18 protein-coding genes are annotated in these 21,689 nt (G+C 38.8%); 16 read left to right on the top strand and 2 right to left on the bottom strand.

Going from position 1 to position 21,689, the window contains the following annotated elements:
- Positions 1–113: 113 nt before the first annotated feature.
- Both L2D08_RS01945 and L2D08_RS01940 read left to right on the top strand, forming a co-directional pair.
- Entirely contained in the window at positions 114–2,963 is a 2,850-nt protein-coding gene (locus tag L2D08_RS01945) for a VWA domain-containing protein (protein WP_242232028.1), read from the top strand.
- Between the two features lie 454 nt (positions 2,964–3,417).
- Entirely contained in the window at positions 3,418–3,966 is a 549-nt protein-coding gene (locus tag L2D08_RS01940; RefSeq protein ID WP_242232027.1) for an Ig-like domain-containing domain, read from the top strand.
- A 24-nt stretch (positions 3,967–3,990) separates the two neighbouring features.
- Here L2D08_RS01940 and L2D08_RS01935 read toward each other — a convergent pair whose 3' ends face one another.
- Positions 3,991–4,986, bottom strand: a complete 996-nt coding sequence (locus L2D08_RS01935) for an S-layer homology domain-containing protein (RefSeq protein ID WP_242232026.1) — start codon at positions 4,984–4,986, stop codon at positions 3,991–3,993.
- Positions 4,987–5,009: 23 nt separating this feature from the next.
- The gene (locus L2D08_RS01930) at positions 5,010–5,894 is read right to left on the bottom strand and encodes a hypothetical protein (protein ID WP_242232025.1); all 885 of its coding nucleotides are present in this window, start codon (positions 5,892–5,894) and stop codon (positions 5,010–5,012) included.
- Positions 5,895–6,391: 497 nt separating this feature from the next.
- Here L2D08_RS01930 and L2D08_RS01925 point away from each other — a divergent pair, with 497 nt between their 5' ends.
- The 14 genes from L2D08_RS01925 (at position 6,392) to L2D08_RS01860 (ending at position 21,684) form a co-directional block, all read left to right on the top strand.
- A complete protein-coding gene (locus tag L2D08_RS01925) occupies positions 6,392–7,141 on the top strand; it encodes a YveK family protein (RefSeq protein ID WP_242232024.1) in 750 nt (249 codons plus the stop codon).
- Entirely contained in the window at positions 7,131–7,841 is a 711-nt protein-coding gene (locus tag L2D08_RS01920; protein WP_242232023.1) for a CpsD/CapB family tyrosine-protein kinase, read from the top strand. Before L2D08_RS01925 ends, L2D08_RS01920 begins: the two co-directional genes overlap by 11 nt.
- 98 nt (positions 7,842–7,939) lie before the next feature.
- Positions 7,940–8,695: a tyrosine-protein phosphatase gene (locus L2D08_RS01915; protein ID WP_242232022.1), complete on the top strand. Its 756-nt coding sequence runs from the start codon at positions 7,940–7,942 to the stop codon at positions 8,693–8,695.
- A gap of 291 nt (positions 8,696–8,986) precedes the next feature.
- The gene (locus L2D08_RS01910; protein ID WP_242232021.1) at positions 8,987–10,819 is read left to right on the top strand and encodes a polysaccharide biosynthesis protein; all 1,833 of its coding nucleotides are present in this window, start codon (positions 8,987–8,989) and stop codon (positions 10,817–10,819) included.
- Between the two features lie 399 nt (positions 10,820–11,218).
- Entirely contained in the window at positions 11,219–12,331 is a 1,113-nt protein-coding gene (locus L2D08_RS01905) for a DegT/DnrJ/EryC1/StrS family aminotransferase (RefSeq protein WP_242232049.1), read from the top strand.
- A gap of 3 nt (positions 12,332–12,334) precedes the next feature.
- Positions 12,335–12,964, top strand: a complete 630-nt coding sequence (locus L2D08_RS01900) for a sugar transferase (RefSeq protein WP_242232020.1) — start codon at positions 12,335–12,337, stop codon at positions 12,962–12,964.
- A gap of 45 nt (positions 12,965–13,009) precedes the next feature.
- Positions 13,010–13,522, top strand: coding sequence for a GNAT family N-acetyltransferase (locus L2D08_RS01895; protein ID WP_242232019.1), 513 nt, complete (start codon positions 13,010–13,012; stop codon positions 13,520–13,522).
- Between the two features lie 44 nt (positions 13,523–13,566).
- Positions 13,567–14,544, top strand: coding sequence for an ATP-grasp domain-containing protein (locus tag L2D08_RS01890; RefSeq protein WP_242232017.1), 978 nt, complete (start codon positions 13,567–13,569; stop codon positions 14,542–14,544).
- Between the two features lie 41 nt (positions 14,545–14,585).
- Complete coding sequence (locus L2D08_RS01885) at positions 14,586–15,788, top strand: glycosyltransferase family 4 protein (protein WP_242232016.1); 1,203 nt, start codon at positions 14,586–14,588, stop codon at positions 15,786–15,788.
- A gap of 18 nt (positions 15,789–15,806) precedes the next feature.
- Positions 15,807–16,826, top strand: a complete 1,020-nt coding sequence (locus tag L2D08_RS01880) for a polysaccharide biosynthesis protein (protein ID WP_242232015.1) — start codon at positions 15,807–15,809, stop codon at positions 16,824–16,826.
- Positions 16,826–17,935, top strand: a complete 1,110-nt coding sequence (locus tag L2D08_RS01875) for a capsular polysaccharide biosynthesis protein CapF (protein WP_242232014.1) — start codon at positions 16,826–16,828, stop codon at positions 17,933–17,935. Before L2D08_RS01880 ends, L2D08_RS01875 begins: the two co-directional genes overlap by 1 nt.
- Positions 17,936–17,938: 3 nt before the next feature.
- Positions 17,939–19,069 (top strand): non-hydrolyzing UDP-N-acetylglucosamine 2-epimerase, encoded by a 1,131-nt coding sequence (wecB, locus tag L2D08_RS01870; RefSeq protein WP_242232013.1) that lies wholly within the window; start codon positions 17,939–17,941, stop codon positions 19,067–19,069.
- Positions 19,069–20,376: a glycosyltransferase family protein gene (locus L2D08_RS01865; RefSeq protein WP_242232012.1), complete on the top strand. Its 1,308-nt coding sequence runs from the start codon at positions 19,069–19,071 to the stop codon at positions 20,374–20,376. The genes wecB and L2D08_RS01865 overlap by 1 nt, the downstream gene beginning before the upstream one ends.
- Before the next feature lie 51 nt (positions 20,377–20,427).
- Positions 20,428–21,684 (top strand): hypothetical protein, encoded by a 1,257-nt coding sequence (locus tag L2D08_RS01860; protein WP_242232011.1) that lies wholly within the window; start codon positions 20,428–20,430, stop codon positions 21,682–21,684.
- Positions 21,685–21,689: the final 5 nt, after the last annotated feature.

Genomic DNA, 21,689 nt, shown 5'->3' with positions numbered 1-21,689 from the left:
CTGTAATATAGTATACTTTTCTTATATTAACACAAAATACAACAAATTCATGTGAAAAAAAGGACATATTTCATCATTTATTTATAAAATTTTACATTTAAAGGAGTCCGGTTATGAACAAGAAAATCACATCATTTATCGTATTTATAACTATATTAGTTATTTCTCTTATCCCTTCTTTCGATTCGCCTCAGGCAGCACCGTTGATTGACAACCGTGCCTGCAGCCCTGATCGCGGTATTGACTTGTCACTTGTATTCGATAATTCTGGCAGTATGCTTACTAGCGATCCGCTCAACATTAGACTGACAGAAGCAGAGAAGCTCATCCAGGGCCTACACTCATATGATCGGTCATCTGTCATAAAATTTAATAGTGAAGCACAAAATCTGCAATCTTTCACAAGCAATCGCTTTTTGATTGAAAGCGCGTTGGACAAGCTTCTGCCAAATGGCGGAGGGACGGATATGAGCACAGCAATGAAACTGGCACTCAGCGAGTTTGATAAAAACAGTGAAACAAATCATAAAATTATGATTATCCTGTCGGATGGAAAGTCAATCAATAATTCAGTCTCTCTTAATCTGGCTGATGAAGCTTATGCAAATGATATTCGAATTTACACGATCGGCCTTGGAAATACAGAAGACATCGATGCTCCTGTATTGGCCCAAATTGCCCAAAAAACAGGGGGGGAATACTTCCATGCTGTGAATGCTTCTTCCCTTACAAAGGTATTCACCGGTATCCAACAATCTGTAGAAGATATTCGTGAGCCCAAGGTATACAGCAACTGGACGCTGGCGAAAGACCTCCATATGACAGGTGATCTTGTTTTGGCAGAAAACATGAAAATGGACTTGAATGGCTACGATTTAAGCGTTGATGGTGATCTTGTTCTTTTATCCTGTTCGGAACTTCGGGCAGTAGACGGAACCATTACTGCAGGTAATTTAGAACAGGAGTCAGGATCTTCCATTCAGTTAAACAACAGCAACATAGCGGTAGAACATACCTTTGTCCAGGACGGCTTTTTGCGGGTGAATGGTGAAGCGGATGGCTCTGAAATTAGTGTGAAAGATGAATATAATCAAAAAATCCGCGGTGGACTTGATTTAAATGGCTTTGACATGAAGGCTGGCCGTTTTATTCAAGAAGGGAACATTGACTTTGGCGGTGGAAGTATAGTTGTACAAAATGATGCTGTGCAAAAAGGGTTCATAAATGTAAATAAAGGCTCCTTTGAGATTGGTGGAAACCTGACAATTAATGGCGGCCCGCTGGTAGATGATATGTTTCAAGAAAACAAGTCACTGAACATAAATGGCGGCTATGTGAAGGTCGGCTCTGAGGAATCGATGGCTGTATCATCGGCAAAGGGCAACGTCATTCAGGAAAGCGGCCAGTTGTACGTAAATTATGGAATCGTTGATATCTTTGGGGACTACTTAATCAAAGACGGCTGGCTGACAATGATCCACGCAACAATGGATACATCGTCGGAAACCATGTTTATGAATGATGGCGATTATGTTCACGTATATGGTGATTTCACCACACAGAGTCCACGCAGTCATGCAGCCCGGACATACAGCCAATTAGGCGTACCAGTAAATGACCAAGGACATTTAACAAACGGTATTTTGCGTGTGGATGGAAGTTTTCGCCAGATAGGCAATAAGGAGTATCATACCTCTTATAGTGACCGTTCACAAAGCTATTCAAAAGACTACAGCCGCTTTAATTTCGCGGCAGCCGGCAAGCATAAAGTGATTCTCACTGGAAAAGAAGCGATTGAAATGAATGGGTCAGGCTCGACCTTTCAGATATTGCAGCTTGAAGGCCGGCTTGGTGATTACCAGCGGGGCGGTGTTGTCCGGTGGGAAAAACTGATTGAGACAGAACGCTCTGACAATACGAATCTAAAAAGCCTATTAATCAATGATATTCCCGTACACCAATTTAGCCCGGATGTATTAAATTACATTCATACAGTACCAGCTTCAGGAGTCACCGGCCCGCTTGAGCTGTTAAAAGTTGATGCCCAGGCGGAAGACCGTTTCAATGCTTCGGTGCAGATAACGGGCAATGCCCTTGGACCGGATGGAACAGCGCAGGTGAAAATTTTGGTAACCGCCCATGATGGAGCAGCTAAGAAGCTGTACACAGTCAATGTAACCACTGGAAGTGCAATTTACGGTAAAGTAACCGGCATTTCTCTTGACCGCGATGAGCAGATTTTTCTTGATAACGGCGGCACATTTAGCCCGGCAAAAACAACTATTGGACATACCGTTTATCCAACAAATGCTTTTAACCAGGAAGTTACCTGGACAAGCACGAATCCGTCCGTTGCCATTGTCAGTCCAGCTGGCATCGTAACACCGATTAAAGCAGGTGAAACGACTATTACTGCTACGACGAAAGACGGGAACTTTACTGATTCTGTAAATGTGCAGGTGAAAAAGCCATTTGATCTGCTAGAAGGTATTCGAACGATGGCCGACTTTGTATCGGATACAGATCGATACAATAAAATTATGGCGCTTTATGATCCATCTAAAATTGGCTTTAATGTGCCAGGTCTCTACATTAAGTCGGTGCAATTCACCTCAGCCGGATCATTTACAAGCGGACGGATTAATCCCGGGGCGGGCGTCAGTCGTATGGAAGTAAAGATAAACGGTCAACAGCTGCCAGCGCCAATCCTCTCGTCTGGTGAATACTTGTTTACTCGTGCGGGTCTGAATTACGGAGACTGGATTGAAGTGATCGCATACAACAGCGCAGGTGATGAGCTAGAGCGGATCATGACGCCGTACCCAATCAACTACACAAACGCAGGAAGCGGAATAGTCCCGCCGGGCTTTTACCCGCTCGACTACTTGCTGACACATCCGCTTGTATTCGAGCAGATTCTTGATACGTACGCGCTGGATGAACTTCGGTTTACAGCAGAATAAGCGGTTAAAGCAAGAAGTGACCGCTAGGGCTCGTCATTCGACCGATAAAACGGATTGATCTGCCCGGTCACTTGCCTTACTTTAGCAGCCGTATGGTGCGAGGCTATCCCATCAGTCAGTGAAAACTGCCTTTTATGGGATAGTCTTTTTTCTTTTTTCGGGTTCATCGGCCGAAAAAATTGAAGTAGAAAGGGGTGGGAAGTGCAATGGCCGAGCTTCCCACTTTCCGGTCGTTGCGCAGAGAATCTGGTCCATCTGAAGAAATTCCGGCAGACCACACAACTTTTCCGGTCAATTTGGCAAAAATTATTTTTTCAAGCACCCCTCCATATTAGCCGAATGCTATTGTAAAAAATGAAAATTCGGATACTTTTAACGGGAACTTCGTATTATGAGAATAGTGCTAATTTAGCAGCACTAAAGAAAGATATAAGAATTATAGGGGGGAGGAATGATGCAGAAGCTTCTTACAGGGTTGGGTATTTCGCGCATGGTTGTTCTACTAGTCTTTTCCAGCGCTTTTTCGATGTCAGGGACACAAAGCACTGTGGCTCAAGAAATTCAGTGGCAAGAGATGGAAGGCAAAACGACGAAAGAACTCGATAAAACGTGGACAATCAAGTTTACTACCAATTTAGATGCGTCCAGTATTAATGAGGATAATTTGTTTATCGTGAACGCAGATGGAGAAAAAGTTGAAACGGCTTTTACCGTTGATGAAAATCTGGTAAAGGTCTCACCAAAAGCTGATTATGTTAATGGTCAGTATACATTGTACATTAGTCCCGACATTAAATCAGTTAAAGGAAAAGCGCTAAAAACACCGATCAAGTTTCCGTTTTTAGTGGATGCGGATGTAATCGGAACACCGGTTATTTTCCCATCGAATCAAATTCCTATGAACTTTGCCGACGGCGGATTCCGCCTTGCGGTTGAATTGACAGCAGGCACCAATAAGCTGAAAGCATACGAAAATGAACTCAAAAAAGGAGCCCCATGTTGAAAAGGGGCTCCTTTCTTTCATTTATTAAAGAAAACGTGCAATCAAATCAGACTGCCATTTTGCTTTTGCTGCTTCGTATTGTGTACGGTATTTTTCAGCAGACTGTGTGCTGTAGCCGTTTGCTGCCAGGTCAGCAGTCAAACGTCCATAAATTTCATTAAAAGAGGCATCTGTTTCAGCTTCAAGGCTAGCGGCAAGCCCCATGTACTTCGGTGCCACTACACTGAGTTCTGCACCTGCATCAAGTTCTGCTTTTGCCTGGCTTGCCAAGCTGTTCAGCTTGCTGACCGCTGATGACTGCAGTGCCGCAAACTCAGCTGCATACGGAGCTTCAATCGCTGCAACATCTACCGGATCTGGATCAGGAGTTGGTTTTGGATCAGGAGTTGGCTCCGGCTCAGGTGTTGGTTCGCCTGTACCTGGTTCATAATTCAGCGCGTTATCCAAGAAGATGGCCATTTGTCCACGCGTTACAATACCGGATGGATCATATTTTCCATCCCCAATGCCGGTTGTAATACCCGCGGCAGCAAGCGCGCGAATGTATGACGCTGCACCGTGTGCTGGTGATACATCAGTAAATGGCATATCAGCGGATGCCGGCAGATCAAAGGCACGTGTTAAAATAATCGCCATTTCAGAGCGTGAGAGCGGGCGGTCTGGATAAAAGCGGCTGTTTTCACCAAACACGCCAAGTTCCATCAATTTCGCTACATAAGGATAGGCTTTCGATGTTTTTGGCAGGTCTGTATATGTTTTTGTGGATGTTCCCACTGTTACGCCAAGCGCGCGCCCGATTAAAATGGCACTTTCTGCGCGTGTCACAGCTTGATATTGTTTAAACGTCCCATCTGGAAACCCTGTAATGACTTTTGCTTCAGACATTGCTTCAATCGCTTCATAAGCCCGGTGGCTTGATTTTACATCCGGGAAATGGGCAGCTGAAACGGAAGAAGCGAAAATGGATGCTGCCAAAACAGGTGTTAAAGTAGTGACTGCTAGTTTTTTACGAAGTGTCATAGATATTCTCCTTTTGAATTCAATTATTTTCCGGCGACTTTGCTGAGCAACTCATTTTTCCGTGCTTCTTTTGTGGCTTCGTACTCGGTTTTATATTGTTCGGCATGTGAAGCACTGAAGCCATTTGCTTTTAACTCACTCGTTAATCCGGTATAAAGCGAGTTAAAAGCCGCATCTGTTTTTGCTTCAACACCTGAAGCGGCTCCGCTGTATTTTTGGTAGAAATAAGCAGGATTGACCGTTTCGCCAGCGGCTTGTTTGGCTCCGTATTCTGCTTTTGCCTGGCTGATCAATGAATTAAGCTGAGAATCTACTTGACCTTCCAGCGAAGAAAAAGATCCGGCATAACGGGACTTAATCGTATCGACGGTCACTGCTCCGCCGGCAGATCCAGAATTGTTATTTGCTGTTCCACCCCCGGAACCGCCAGCCGAATTGCTGCTGCCTGAGGATGTCCCATTGCCAGAACTGCCAGCTGAATTCCCGTTGGCTGAAGGTGTGCCGCTAGAAGAACCACCTGCAGGAGCGGCTGTATCAGCATTTCCTCCAGTTGTTCCGTCCGCGGCAGCCCCGGCACTGCCCGAAGCTGTATTGGCTGCTCCAGGTGAAACAGCTTTCGTGTACTCCGGAGAAGAAAACCATTCATCCGGACTCATTGTACTGCCATCCTGAAGGATAAAGTTCCCCCTCTTATCGACCACCACCAGTCCTTCTTCATCTTTTTGCACACCTCCAGGAAGCGGCGTTGCTTCCGGATATGCAATGGAATAGGGATCTTCAATGATTTTGTCTACTTCTTTGTCGGCAACGTCGTATTCTTTTACATTTGTAAAATAATAGACAGCGCCAGCCCCTGCTACAACCACAAGAAGCAAGACGAGCAAAGCAATTTTAATAAACTTTCTCAAACACTACCATCCTCCACTAGTTTTTGAATTATTTTCATTATAGCATGATTGTCTGGAAGAATATGAAGAAATATATCGTAAGTTGGAGAAAAAAGCTTTAAACGTATCAATGTTAAAAGATAATATCCGTAAACGAAAAAATGTTGTCTCGCTTTGCAGGTGCCGCCTGGCAAAACGAAAGGGAATGCAAAAATCTGGATCACGTAAGATGGGAACGTATTTTGGATAATTATGTTAAATTTTCATTAATATATTTATTTATCTGTAATAAATCATTCACAGCCGTATCCCGGCACCTTCCATCCTCCCTCCGCCTGAAAGAGTTCCACTTTGCAGACTTTTTGGATATATGTGATTCATATAGGAATAATTTGTTTTATTTTTTAAATGTCAAGTTAAAATCTACAAATTTACACTAAATATACGAAATTCATGTTAAATCTGACAAATTCCTATGCTATAATGTCCTAGACTACTTACATATCAGGAGGCATCATATGGAAGAAACAATCAGCCTGAAGGAACTCGCTGAAACCTTAAAAAAAAGGCTGAAACTTATTGTGCTGATTACGATAGCAGCAGCACTCATCAGCGGCATTATCAGCTACTTTGTTATAACTCCTATCTATCAGGCATCTACCCAGCTTCTTGTCAACCAAGCCAAGAACGAACAGCAAATGTACAATCCAGCTGAAGTACAAACGAACTTGCAGCTGATCAGCACATATAACGTCATTATGAAGTCACCGGCTATTTTAGAAAAGGTAGCAAATAATTTAGACCTTGATTTAACACCGGATCAGCTTTCGTCGAAAATTACCGTCGCAAGCGAACAGGACTCCCAGGTTGTAAATATTACCGTTCAAGATGAAAGTGCGGGCATTGCAGCAGATATTGCCAATGAAACGGCGCGCGTTTTCCAGGCCGAAATCGTCAAAATCATGAACGTCGATAACGTCAGCATCCTTGCCCCGGCAGAGGTCGGCGAAAACCCGTCTCCTGTAAAACCGCAGCCGCTCCTAAACATTGCGATTGCAATGGTCGTCGGCTTAATGGCGGGCGTGGGTCTTGCGTTCCTGCTTGAATATCTGGATAACACGATTAAATCCGAACAGGATGTAGAAAAGCTGCTGGGTCTTCCGGTACTGGGCGGCGTCACAACGATCGACGCATCAGGCGGCAAGCCGGGGGCAAAACCATCCAACTCTAAAAAAACAGCCGTAAGAGGTGAAACTGTTGGCTCTTAAGCGAAACAAGCAAAAGCCGGCCGCGCCGGGTGCTGCGAAACGAAAGCTCATTACAAATACCGATCCGAAATCCCCGATTTCAGAACAATACCGGACGATCCGGACAAACATTTTATTTTCTTCAGTGGATGAAACCCTTCGTACGATGCTTGTCACATCAACGAGCCCGGGCGAAGGAAAATCAACCACAGTGGCAAATCTTGCCGTGGTGTTTGCGAACCAGGGCAAGAAAGTACTCATTATTGACGCCGATATGCGTAAGCCGACCATGCACTACACATTCGGCCTGCAAAATACAGTCGGTCTTACAAACGTGCTAACCAACCAGGCGACGCTTCAAGAAGCGTGTGTGCAAACCAACGTAGAAAACTTATCCGCGCTGCCATCCGGCCCGATTCCGCCAAACCCGGCTGAACTGCTTGGATCTTTTGCGATGAAAGAATTTTTGGCAAAAGCACAGGAAAACTTTGATTATATTTTCTTTGACACGCCCCCGGTACTGGCTGTGACTGATGCGCAGGTGCTCGCCAACCAATGTGATGGCACTGTGCTGGTTATAAACAGCGGCAAAACGGAAGTAGAAGGCGCACAAAAAGCGAAAGACTTGCTGCAAAGCGCCAAGGCAAAATTGCTTGGTGTTGTACTGAATAATCGTAATATGAAGGAATCTGCCTACTATTACTATTACGGTTCTGAGTAATTTCATTATTTTTGAGCATATTTTGAAAATTTGTATGTTATTTCCGTTTTGTATGATAAAATAAATCGGATTCAAATAAGAAGGGAGTTGCTGCAATTATGATTGATCTTCATTGTCACATTTTGCCGGGGTTTGATGACGGTGCCAGCGAATTAACCAAAAGCCTGGAGATGGCCCAAGCCGCGCAAGAAGAGGGGATCATCGCGATTGTCGCCACTCCCCATCACCAAAACGGCAAATACCATAATGAAAGATCTGCTATTGAACCTGCCGTAGCCGATTTAAATAAACAAATACAGCAAATGGGGCTTGATATAACGATTTATCCGGGGCAGGAAGTCCGTTTGTACGGCGAACTTCTCGAAGACTACCAAAACGACCGGCTGGTGCCGGTTAATCATTCTGCCCATATGCTCATTGAATTTCCGTCCAGCTCTATTCCCGCTTTTACAGAACAGCTGCTGTTTGACATGCAGCTAAAAGGCATCACCCCCATCATTGTTCATCCAGAACGAAACGCAGCTATTTCGGAAGACCCGAACAAGCTGTACAAGCTCATCAAAAACGGGGCGCTGTCTCAAGTAACTGCGGCATCTGTGAACGGTCAGTTCGGCAAAAAGGTAAAAGCTTTGTCGATGCAGCTGATCGAAGCCAACTTAACCCACTTTGTCGCCAGCGATGCCCACAATACAACATCACGCGGGTTTGGTCTTGTGCAGGCTTATAACGCGATCGACCCGGACTACGCTGCATACTTTCAGGAAAACGCAGAAGCTGTGTTATCAGGCAGATACATAGAAAAAGAACCGCCGCATCACGTTGCCCGTAAAAAGAAATTCCTCGGACTGTTTTAATACTTGAAAGTAACCTAAAAGTCTTACTGTTTATGAATCGTCAATCAGGTAATGTCTCTTCTACCTTTATCAAAGGAGGCACTCGGCCGCGCGGTGGTGTTCCGGGAAACGGAACGCTTAGACGCCTGTCGTCAAGCGCGCGGTGTGAGGGCGGGTTCAATGCCCATTTATTTAAATAAAAATAGAAAAAACGGCTAATAAAAGCGCATTCACAGCAGTGTGTTTCTATTAGCTGTTTTTACGTGTTGTGTTTGAGACATCAAGACTATCAAATGAAAGAGGTGCAGCTTATTGGCTTATCAGCGAAGAATATCCTTTTTAATTGGACTTGATTCAGCCATTGTTCTGTTTTCCATCTATATCGGTTATTTTATTTTACATCCTTATATGAATATTTACAGTCCGAGTACCCTTCTGATCAGCTCACTGACACTGCTTGTGAGCCATCACTTATTTGCAGCGATTTACCGGCTTTACCACAAGGCATGGGAATATGCGAGTGTCCGTGAGCTGATTGCGATTGTTAAAGCGGTCACTTTTTCTATTGCTTTAACGGCAATCGTGCAGTTAGTCGCTTTTCATGACGTTTACTTTCGTGTACTCATGATTACATGGATGCTTCATGTTTTGTCTATTGGCGGATCCCGTTTCACCTGGCGCTTTTATCGGGACAACTACTTACTAAAGCCAAAAGTGAACCGTAAGCGTACCATGATCGTCGGCGCGGGGTCAGGCGGCTCGATTGTTGTACGCCAGCTGCTCAGCAAAGACTCAGAATTCGAACCGGTTTTATTTGTAGATGATGATTTGAAGAAATTGCGTCTGCAAATTCATGGTATTACCGTTCTGGGCACGACGCGGAATATTCCTTATCTAGTGGAAGAGCATGGGATTGAACATATTATTATTGCGATTCCATCCCTAAACCGCCAGCAAATCAAAAACATTTATAATCAATGTGCCAAAACAGAGGCAAAAGTGCAGATTATGCCGCTGATTGAAGATGTGATCACCGGACGGCTTTCCGTCAGCCAGCTCCGTGATGTTGCGGTAGAAGACTTGCTTGGACGCGAACCCATTGAGTTGGATATTGAAGCCATTGCAGAAACGGTTACAGGCAAAACGGTTTTAGTGACCGGTGCAGGCGGCTCAATCGGCTCAGAAATCTGCCGGCAGATTTCCGTGTTTCAGCCGAAGAAACTTGTGCTTGTCGGCCACGGTGAAAACAGTATTTACCAGATTGATATGGAAATGCGTAAGCGTTATAAAGGGTTGATTGATATTATACCAGTCATCGCTGATGTACAGGATCGTGAGCGTATGTTTGATGTGCTTGCTGAACACCAGCCGGATGTAGTGTACCACGCTGCGGCACATAAGCACGTTCCACTGATGGAGTACAATCCGAAAGAAGCAGTAAAGAATAATATTTTTGGTACAAAAAACACAGCTGAAGCGTCCGCAAATGCAAGAGTAAAGAGATTCGTTCTTGTTTCAACCGACAAAGCGGTCAATCCAACGAACGTGATGGGGGCAACCAAACGGGTCGCTGAAATGGTTATCCAACAGTTGGATCGGGAATTTCCAAACACGACCTTTACTGCCGTCCGGTTCGGCAATGTACTCGGTTCACGCGGCTCAGTCATTCCGCTATTTAAAAAGCAGCTTGTAGAAGGTGGTCCTTTAACTGTTACACATGAAGATATGACTCGCTACTTTATGACGATTCCAGAAGCATCCCGATTGGTCATACAGTCCAGTGTCCTAGCACGCGGCGGCGAAATCTTTGTACTCGATATGGGTGAACCGGTCAAAATCGTCGATCTGGCCCGCAACCTAATCAAGCTTTCCGGCTACACCGAAGAAGAAATCGGCATTCACTTCACCGGTCTGCGGCCAGGGGAGAAAATGTACGAAGAGCTCCTTAATGAAAACGAAGTGCATCCTGAACAGATCTTTCCTAAGATTCATATTGGAAAAGCCGGAGTGGTTGAAGGGGAAGTTCTTTGGAAATTTGTTAGCTGTCTTCCTCAGAAAGGAAACAACGAACTGCGGGATAACTTGATTGAAATTGCCAATACGAAAGAAAACCTAAAAGCCGTTATGGAAGAAGCGGTTATATAATATAGAGGAAAGACGACAATACAAAGGCGGAAACCAAATGAAAAAAGTAAAAAAAGCGATTAAGATAGGATTACTAAAACAACAATTGAAATGGCGCTGCAGGACTAGGTACTGAAAGGAGATTTATATCGGTATTTAGAAGAAATAATGAACGAAATGAAACTAAAGCAGCAATAAACAAAAGCCCTATCCACTGAGCTAAAGCAGCAAGGATAGGGAGCTTTTTTTATGGAAGTACCCAGTAGATTGACTAGATGTTATGACATATATTGCTTAGATAAATTTAGTGATTTAGTAGCTCATTGGAGTTCAATAATTGGGCAAATTCCAATGAAGTCCTAATTCACTGAAATATTACCTTAACAAAGGAAGGAAGTCTTATAGATGGTGTCGACTAAAGTGAACGATAGAATATTTCTTTCATCGCCACATATGAGTGATGAGGGCTACGAAATGGAATATGTACAAGAAGCTTTTGATACGAACTGGATTGCACCCCTTGGTGAAAACGTAAATGGATTTGAAAGAGAGCTAGCTGCAAAAATCGGCTCTACAGCAGCTGCCGCACTCTCATCAGGAACAGCTGCCATCCACCTGGCTCTTAAAGCAGCAGGAGTGGGAGAAGGGGATGTTGTTTTCTGTCCAACCCTTACCTTTTCAGCGACGGCAAATCCAATCATCTACCAAAACGCGATTCCGGTTTTTATAGATAGCGATTATGAAACATGGAACATGAGTCCGAAAGCCTTAGAAGAAGCGTTTGAGAAGTATCCAGAAGTGAAGGCAGTTATAGTTGTTCACTTATATGGCTTGTCTGCAGACATGGATAAAATAATGGAGATTTGTAAGAAACATAATGTAGCGGTTATAGAAGATGCTGCTGAGTCTTTAGGTACTTACTATAAAGGTCAACATACAGGGACTTTTGGAGATTATGGCATCTTCTCTTTTAATGGAAATAAGATCATCACAACTTCTGGTGGTGGAATGCTTGTTTCCGATAATGAAGAAAGAATTGCGAAGGCAAGATTTTGGGCGACTCAATCAAGAGATCAAGCAAGGCATTATCAGCACAGTGAATTAGGTTTTAATTACCGGATGAGCAATGTTGTCGCTGGAATTGGCAGAGGACAGCTAAAAGTACTTGATCAACGAGTTGCTAAAAAGAAATATATTTTTGATTTTTACAAAAGGGAGCTTGGTGAACTAGAAGGTGTACAATTTATGCCTGTAAATGATTGGGACCAGCCAAATTTTTGGCTAAGTTCAATGACAGTAATAGATAAAGTAAAACCAGTTGATATTATGGATGCTTTGGAGCGGGAAAATATAGAATCAAGGCCAATATGGAAACCGATGCACATGCAGCCTTTCTTTGAGAAATATGATTTTATAGGCACTAAAATATCAGAGAAGTTGTTCGAAAATGGCGTTTGCCTGCCGTCTGATACGAAGATAACAGATGAGAATTTACAGAGAATTGTAGACATTATTAAAGGATTGTGGAGATAAAAGGTGAGAACTACAAACTTATTTATTAAAAGACTAATTGATTTAGTAGGAAGTTTGATCGGAATAGTTATAATATCTCCAATTCTCATTATTATAGCAGTCGCAATTAAAATAACCTCAAAAGGACCTGTGCTTTTTACCCAAGAAAGAATCGGGAGAAATGGACAGGTTTTTAAGATCTTTAAATTTAGAACAATGGTAGTCAACGCCGAGAAGATTGGCGATGGTTTAAGTGTGAAAAGTGAAAACGATAATAGGATTACTAAAATAGGCAAAATGCTTCGCGCGACCAGTCTTGATGAATTACCTCAATTATTTAATGTGATAGCAGGGCAAATGAGTCTGGTGGGGCCCCGTCCACCAGTGACATATTTTCCGTATGAAGGATTTAGAGAATACCCTGATTGGGCAAAAAAGCGATTTGCGATGCGTCCAGGAGTGACAGGTTTAACGCAGGTAACAGTGAGGAATTCAGTCAGTTGGGATGATAGAATTATTGTTGATAATAGATATATTGATAATTTTAGTATATGGCTTGATATTAAAATTTTGTTTAGTACAGTATTTAAACTTTTTAAGTCTGAAAACATCTATATGAAAACAGACAATAAAAATAATAAAAAATCTGGATAAATTAAATCTATAAAATAACAATAAATCACAAAATGAGGTGGAATTATGATTAAAGGAGAAAAGGTTTATCTTCGACCTATTCTTAAAAAAGATGTTACATTTCTGAATGAATGGAAAAACGATGAAGAAACTTATCGGTATTTAGGTGGGGGGTTCATGCCTACATCCTTAGACCATCACGAAAAATGGCTGGATTCCTTAATAGATACTTCAGGTAACAATAAGCGTTTTATCATTTGTGATAAAAATAGCGCTCCTGTTGGAATGGTTGGCTTGTACGATATTAATTGGATACATCGTACATGTGAAATTGGTATCTATATTGGCGGTGAAAATGTAAAAGGAAAAGGTTATGGCAAAGAATCATGCCAATTAATTGAGCAATTTGCAAAAGAGTACCTTAACCTCAGAAAAATTAAGTTGAATGTTGTTTCCGAAAATGAGTCAGCTATACATTTGTGGGCGGCACTAGGATATGAAAAAGTTGGGGAATATAGAGATGAACGCTTCATTAAAGGTAAGTATAAAAATCTAGTGTTAATGGAGAAGTTTATTTAAAAAGAGAATCATTTCATCAGATTTAATTTGGGGGAACTGAGAAAATGAATGAAGATTCAAATATTTTAATACTAAGTTGTGGAACAAGAAACAAAATCGTGCAGTATTTTAAAAAAGAATTATATGGTAGAGGTATAGTGGTAGCTGCAGATTGTAGTGAATTTGCCCCGGCTCTATATGAAGCAGACAAACAGTTTATAGTTCCGCAAATGAGTGATGAGGGTTATCTAGATGTCATTCTCTCTATTTGTAAAGAAAATAGTATAAAAGCTGTTTTATCTTTAATTGATCCAGAGCTTAGCCTCCTTGCAAAAAATAAGCAATCATTTTTAGACATTGGAACGATCCCGATTGTTTCGGATTTTGAAGAGGTTGAATTATGCTTTGATAAATATAAAATGTTTGAATTTTTAGTTCAAAATGGTTTTCAAACAGTCAAAAGTTATATAGATAAAGAAAAATTTTATAACGATATTGAAAATGGCAATATAAATTATCCGGTATTTGTAAAACCTGTGACAGGCAGCGCAAGCATTAATATAAGTAAAGTGAATTCAAAAGAGGAAATTGAATTATTATTTAGCCGTTTCAATAACTTAATGATCCAAGAGTTTATGCAAGGGGCTGAATACGGTGCCGATGTTTACGTTGATATGATATCAGGTAAGCCAATTGCAATTTTCATAAAGGAAAAAATTAAAATGAGAGCTGGTGAAACTGATAAATCAGTATCTATTAAGGACAAACAGCTCTCTGAATTAATTATAAATTTTGTGAAAAAGGCTGGGTTTAAGGGTATTATCGATATTGATATTTTCAAAACGAATGACGAATATTACATCTCTGAAGTTAATCCGCGCTTTGGAGGTGGTTATCCTCACGCATATGAATGTGGAATCAACGTTCCGAAGATGATTATTAATAATATAAATGGAGATACATCTGAGGGTGTAATTGATCAGTATGATGAAGGTATTTATATGATGAAATTTAATGAGATTAAAATTCATAAGAAACAATAATTTTTCCAGTATCATACTGATAGTTTGGTGAGGATGGTAGAATGAATATTTTATTTTTATCAATTGGTAAACTGAATAACATAAATGATAGAGGTTTGTATACAGACTTATTACGACAATTTAGGGATAATGGCCATAATGTATATGTTGTCACTTCACGAGAAAGAAGGTTAAACAAAGACACTGAATATATAAATGAGGATGGAGTACATTTCCTTAGAGTTAAAATTGGTAATATAACAAAAACTAATGTGGTGGAGAAGGGGATCTCAACGATAAGAATAGAGAATTTGTTCTTAAAAGCTATTAAAAAATATATAAAAGATATAAAGTTCGATACAATTATCTATTCAACTCCGCCCATAACATTTGGAAAAGTGATAAGATTTATAAAAAAGAGAGATGGTGCAAAGTCATATCTTTTATTAAAAGATATTTTCCCGCAGAATGCAGTAGATTTGAATATGCTTAGCAAGAAGAGTCTTATATACAAATACTTTAGATTTAAAGAGAAGAAATTGTATGATCAATCAGATTTTATTGGGTGTATGTCACAAGCAAATGTAGATTTTATTTTAAAAGATAACCCAGAGATTTTTTCTCAAAAAGTAGAAGTATGTCCAAATAGTATAGAACCTTTAACAGTAGAAAAAAATGAAACAAAGATCATGGAGATTAGAAAGAAGTATAAAATCCCCTTAGACAAAACAGTGTTTATATATGGAGGAAATCTTGGAAAACCTCAGGGCATTGACTTTTTAATTGAATGTTTAAGAGCTAATAAACATGATGAAGATGTTTACTTTGTTATAGCAGGTTCAGGAACAGAATTTAATAAAATTAAAGCTTATTTTGATAACGAACAGCCAATTAATGCACAGTTGTTTAGTCAATTACCAAAGGATGATTATGAAACCTTGGCAAATTCCTGTGATGTAGGATTAATTTTTCTGGATAAAAGATTTACAATACCCAATTTTCCTTCCAGACTCCTATCCTATATGCAAGCGTCAATGCCGGTTTTGGCAGCTACAGATATTAATACCGATATTGGCCAAGTAATAGAACAGGGCAAATTTGGTTATTGGTGTGAAAGTAACGATGTTCAACAATTTAAAGAAAAAGTTAAGCAATTATGTAATGAAGAACAAAGAGAGCAAATGGGTGAAAACTCTAGGTTATATTTGGAAGGGAACTATACTGTTAAGCATTCGTATCAAATAATAATGAATCATTTTAAATAACAAGAAAGAGGTAATTAAATGTTTAAAGATAAAACCTTATTAATTACAGGCGGGACAGGTTCCTTTGGTAATGCAGTAATGAAACGATTTTTAGATACAGATATTAAAGAGATCCGTATCTTTTCAAGAGATGAGAAGAAGCAGGATGATATGCGCAAGGTATATAAGGATGATAAGCTCAAATTTTACTTAGGTGATGTACGGGACTTGGCTAGCGTAAAAAACGCTATACATGGAGTTGACTATGTTTTTCATGCAGCCGCCCTCAAGCAAGTTCCATCCTGTGAGTTTTTTCCAATGGAAGCTGTTAAAACAAATGTAATTGGAACAGATAATGTATTAACCGCTGCAATTGAAAGTGGCGTAGAGAAAGCAATTTGCTTGTCTACAGATAAAGCAGCTTATCCAATTAATGCGATGGGCATTTCTAAAGCAATGATGGAAAAAGTATTTGTGGCGAAAGCAAATACAGTAGATCCGACACGGACATTAATTTGCGGTACACGCTACGGAAACGTTATGGCATCTAGGGGTTCTGTCATTCCTTTATTTATTGAGCAAATTAAAAATGGTCAGCCATTGACCATTACAGATCCTCAAATGACCCGTTTTTTAATGAGTCTTGAGGAAGCGGTTGAACTGGTTGTTTTTGCGTTTCAAAACGCTGAGGCCGGCGATATTATGGTGCAAAAATCACCAGCTTCAACAATTGGAGATTTGGCACAGGCGATTAAAGAGCTATTTAATGTTGATAATGAAATTAAGGTAATCGGAACTCGCCATGGTGAAAAATTGTATGAAACGCTTCTTACAAGAGAAGAGCATATAGTCGCACAAGATTTAGGCGGATTTTACAGAGTCCCTGCCGATAAAAGAGACCTTAATTATGATAAGTATTTTGTACAGGGGGATAAACAGCTTTCATCAGAAGAAGAATACAACTCTCATAACACGCAAAGACTAAGCATTGATCAAGTTAAAGAAAGGCTGCTCGAGCTTGATTATGTTCGAGAAGAACTGAAAGGCTGGAATCAATGATGAAAATACTCGTTACTGGAGCAAAAGGGTTTATTGGCAAGAATCTGATTGTAGAATTAAAAAATAGAAATTATACCGAGATCTTTGAATATACAAAAGATCTCGGTATTGCTCAGTTAGAAAAGTTCTGTGAAGAAGCGGATTTTGTTTTTCATCTAGCGGGCATTAACCGGCCGAAAGAGCAAGCTGAATTTATGGAAGGCAACTTTGGCTTTACGGCTACGCTTCTTGATGTACTAAAGAAATGTCAAAATACTTGTCCGGTTATGGTCTCTTCTTCTATTCAAGCAGAACTAGATAATCCTTATGGTAAAAGCAAAAAAGCAGGAGAAGATTTGCTGTTTAATTATAGTAAAGAGACTGGAGCAAGAGTGCTTGTTTATCGTTTTCCAAATGTATTCGGAAAATGGTGCAAGCCCAACTACAACAGTGCAATCGCAACATTTTGCAATAACATTGCTCGCGATTTGCCGATTACAGTAAATGACCCTTCTGTTACAATGAATTTAGTTTATATTGATGATGTAATAGAAGAATTGATCTGTGCATTAGAAGGCAATGAACATGAAGCAGGAAAGTTTTGTGAAGTACCTGTAGTTCATACAGTACAGCTTGGAGAAATCATTGCAGCCATCGAATCATTTAAGAAAAGTCGTGATGAACGTTCAATTCCGGATATGTCAAATCCATTTATCAAGAAATTGTACAGTACATATTTAAGCTATTTACCGGAAGATAAATTTAGCTATGATTTGAAAATGAATGTTGATCAGCGCGGCTCTTTCACTGAATTCATTAAGACATCGGACAGAGGCCAGATTTCGGTGAATATTTCGAAGCCAGGTATTACAAAAGGGAATCACTGGCATCATACAAAAAATGAAAAGTTTCTTGTCGTTAGCGGCAATGGAGTTATTCGTTTTAGAAAAATTGATTCAGAAGAGCTAATTGAATATTATGTGAGCGGGGATAAGCTTGAAGTTGTCGATATCCCAGTTGGTTATACACATAATATTGAGAACCTTGGTGTATCAGATATGGTAACAGTAATGTGGGTAAACGAAATCTTTGATCCTGAAAAGCCAGACACAATATTTTTGGAGGTTTAAGTAATGGAAAAGTTAAAAGTGATGACAGTAGTAGGAACACGTCCGGAAATTATTAGGCTATCGGCAGTTATAAACAAACTGGAAGAATCAGAGGCAATTGACCACATTCTTGTTCATACTGGCCAAAACTATGATTATGAACTGAACGAAGTTTTTTTTAAAGATTTTAATCTGAAAAAACCAGATTATTTTCTGAGTGCAGCCACGGGTACAGCTGTCGAAACGATCGGTAATATTTTGATTAAGATTGACCCGATTATGGAAGAAGTGAAACCGGATGCTTTCTTAGTACTTGGTGATACAAATAGCTGTTTATGTGCTATTGCAGCAAAACGAAGACAAATTCCAATTTTTCATATGGAAGCGGGGAATAGATGCTTTGATCAACGTGTTCCAGAAGAAACAAACCGGAAAATTGTAGACCACACAGCAGATGTCAATTTAACGTACAGTGATATTGCAAGAGAATATCTTCTGAGAGAAGGATTCCCAGCAGATAGAATTATTAAAACAGGCAGCCCAATGTTCGAAGTGCTTGAGTCACGAAAAGAAGATATTGAGAAGTCAGATGTGTTGAAAAGACTAAGTATCGAAGAAGAACATTATTTTGTAGTTTCTGCTCATAGAGAAGAAAATATTAATTCAGAAACTAATTTTCTTAATCTAATTAACAGTTTAAATGCGGTTGCTGAAAAATATAATATGCCTGTTATTATAAGTACACATCCAAGAACGAGAAAGATGATCGAAGCAAAAGGGATTAGTTTTCACAATCTCGTACAAATATTGAAGCCATTAGGATTCAATGATTATGTTAAACTTCAAATGAGAGCAAAAGCGGTACTCAGTGACAGCGGAACTATCAGTGAAGAATCTTCTATTCTTGGATTTAGAGCTTTGAATATTCGTCAGGCGCATGAAAGACCAGAAGCTATGGAAGAAGCAGCTGTTATGATGACCGGGCTTAAAAAAGAAAGAATTCTTCAAGGGTTGGAAATATTAGAACTTCAGGAAAAGGAAACGCTACGACTTGTCACAGATTACAGTATGCCGAATGTTTCAGATAAGGTATTAAGAATAATTTTATCATATACTGATTACGTAAATAGAGTAGTGTGGGAGAAATCAGTTTGATGAAAGACAACAATAAAATCAAATATCCGAAAATATTAGTTATTAGTAACAATGTATTTAGTGAAACTAGTAATAATGGAAAAACTTTAGCTTCATTTTTTACTGACTTTCCATCAGATAACATAGCACAATTATACTTTAATAATGAAAGCCCGAATCATGATTATTATAATCAATATTTTCGCATCACAGATTCAGAAATGATAAAGAGTTTTGGCTCAAAAAATCATCCTGGAAAAGTTATGAAAAGAATAAAAAAGAATGATTTGGAAATTAAAAAGGATACTAGTGGTGCTAATTATACATCAAAAATAAAAAAATATAACTTTTTTCGTATTGGCAGAGAGCTCTTATGGATGAGCAAAAAATGGCAGACTGAAAATTTAAATGAATGGCTCGATAAATTTTCTCCAGACATCATATTTTTCTGTGCGGGGGATAGTGGTTTTGCCTATAATGTTACAGAATATATTCAAAAAAAGTTTAACAGTAAATTAGTAGTGTATATAACAGATGATTATATTTTACCGAGAAAAACTTTATCCCCTTTTTGGGGAATTAGAAGAAGATATATTTATAGTAAAATGAAAAAAATTGTTCAAAAAAGTGATTTATATCTAACAATCTCTGAAGAAATGAGAAAAACTTACAAAAATTTATTTGGAATAGATAGTAGTTTAGCCATGAATATGACTGAATCGCTAAAACAAGAAGGCAATTTAAAAGAAGACGAAGGTACTATTTCGCTTGTATATGCGGGCGGCTTACATTTTAAAAGATATGAAACTTTAAATTTAATTGCTCAGGCTATAAAAAAATATAATGCAGAGTTTAAAGAGAAAAAAGCTATATTGAAGATATATTCAGGATCAAAACTAGATGAAAAAATGCAAAATCTTTTAAATATCCCGGGAGCTAGTGAGTATTGTGGCAGTTTAAATTCCAAAGAGTTAAAAAGCGTTTTAAACCAATGTGATATTCCTATTCACGTTGAATCTTTTGATAAAAAAAGCATAGAGTCTACTCGTTTATCGTTATCCACCAAAATACCAGAATACTTATCTTTAAAAAAGCCGATCTTAGCAGTAGGACCGAATAAAATCGCCTCAATGTCATATTTAGAAGACTGTGCTTTTTGTATAACTAATCCTGAAAATTTATATGAGAAACTAAAAATTTTATTAAATGATAGAGAGCTAAAAAACAATTTATCAAGAAAAGCATTAGTAAAATATGAAAAAAAACATCAGAAGGAAGTCGAGTTGAAATTACTCGTCGATAAGATTATTAATGTAAATAAATTTTAATACATTAATTTATTAATTAAAAAGGCGAATGTTAATGAAAAGTGGTGCATTATGAATTTTAAAAAAATAGTAGCTGGGTTTTATGCAGCGTATACATTGTATGTTTTTCTACTCATTGGAACCACTACTATGGATTTTCTTAATACTTCATTAGCTTTAATATTTATGTGGGTTAATTATGCTTTTTTCTTGTTGGGCTATAACCTTAAAAAGAGAAGTAATTTATCTTATGCAAAAAGCAAAAGGGAAATATGGATGTTGAAAACTAACAAGTTAGTTTTATTAACTATTGCAGGAACTTCATTAATATTTTCTGTAGCTGTGGTTAATTACTATACAGGTCAAACACCTACAAGCGTTATTGAAAATTTGACTAATAATGTGTCTTTATATTATGAATATCAAAATTATTTTCAAGAGCAGCAAAGAAATGTATTTACTATTACAAAAATTCCTTTTATTTTAATGATATTTATTGTGAAAATTATACTGTTATACAGTTACATTGTTTTTTTTATTAAAAAAGAAAAAACTTCATTATTTGAAAAAATTTATCTATTGCTAATTACCTGTTCCTTTATTTACATTGGGGTTGGCAGAGGCACAAGTTTTGAGTTCTTTGAATTATTGATATTAATTATATTTATACTTTTTTCTACGAAAAAAAAGAGTGGAAACTTAATGAATGTGAAATCTTTGGTTATTGGTTTATTGTTAAGTTCTCTAGCGGTATATATCTTTATCTCTGGAATTAATGCACGAGGAGTTGAATTTGATCCTTCTATAATAAGAGCTGATGTTAATTATGATCCTCAAGGCTGGCTGCCAACTATATCTTCTTCTTTAGCAGTAATTGTATTCAGGTTATATGCATATTTCGGTTTTGGCTTTTTTTATATCTCTATTTATTTGACAGAGACTTGGTTTGCATCTATAAATAACTTTTTTATGGGTCTCTTTCCATGGGGGTATGAATTGATTTTAGGCAATAGTGTACAAGATATTATGGGACGATTAGTAGACGTAGGTGTGAAATGGCATCCGGATTTTTCAGTGTTAATTAATGATTTAGGATATGTTGGAATGTTAATGATATGTCTTTTTATTGGCCTTTTTTGTGGATATTCTGCTAGGTTTGATGAAAAAACTCCAATTGTCGAATTAACGAATTACGTTATTTTGTTACAGATGATATCCCTGCCGGTTGGAAACTTTCTATTTACATCAAGTGCCAATCAGTTGATTGTTTTCTCATTATTGATATATTGGATTTGGAAAATATTTATTAATCGTAGATTTGTAATTTAAATATG

It is taken from the genome of Domibacillus sp. PGB-M46, from assembly GCF_022668875.1.
GTDB lineage: Bacteria > Bacillota > Bacilli > Bacillales > Domibacillaceae > Domibacillus.
This window is presented reverse-complemented; position numbering and strand designations above follow the sequence as displayed.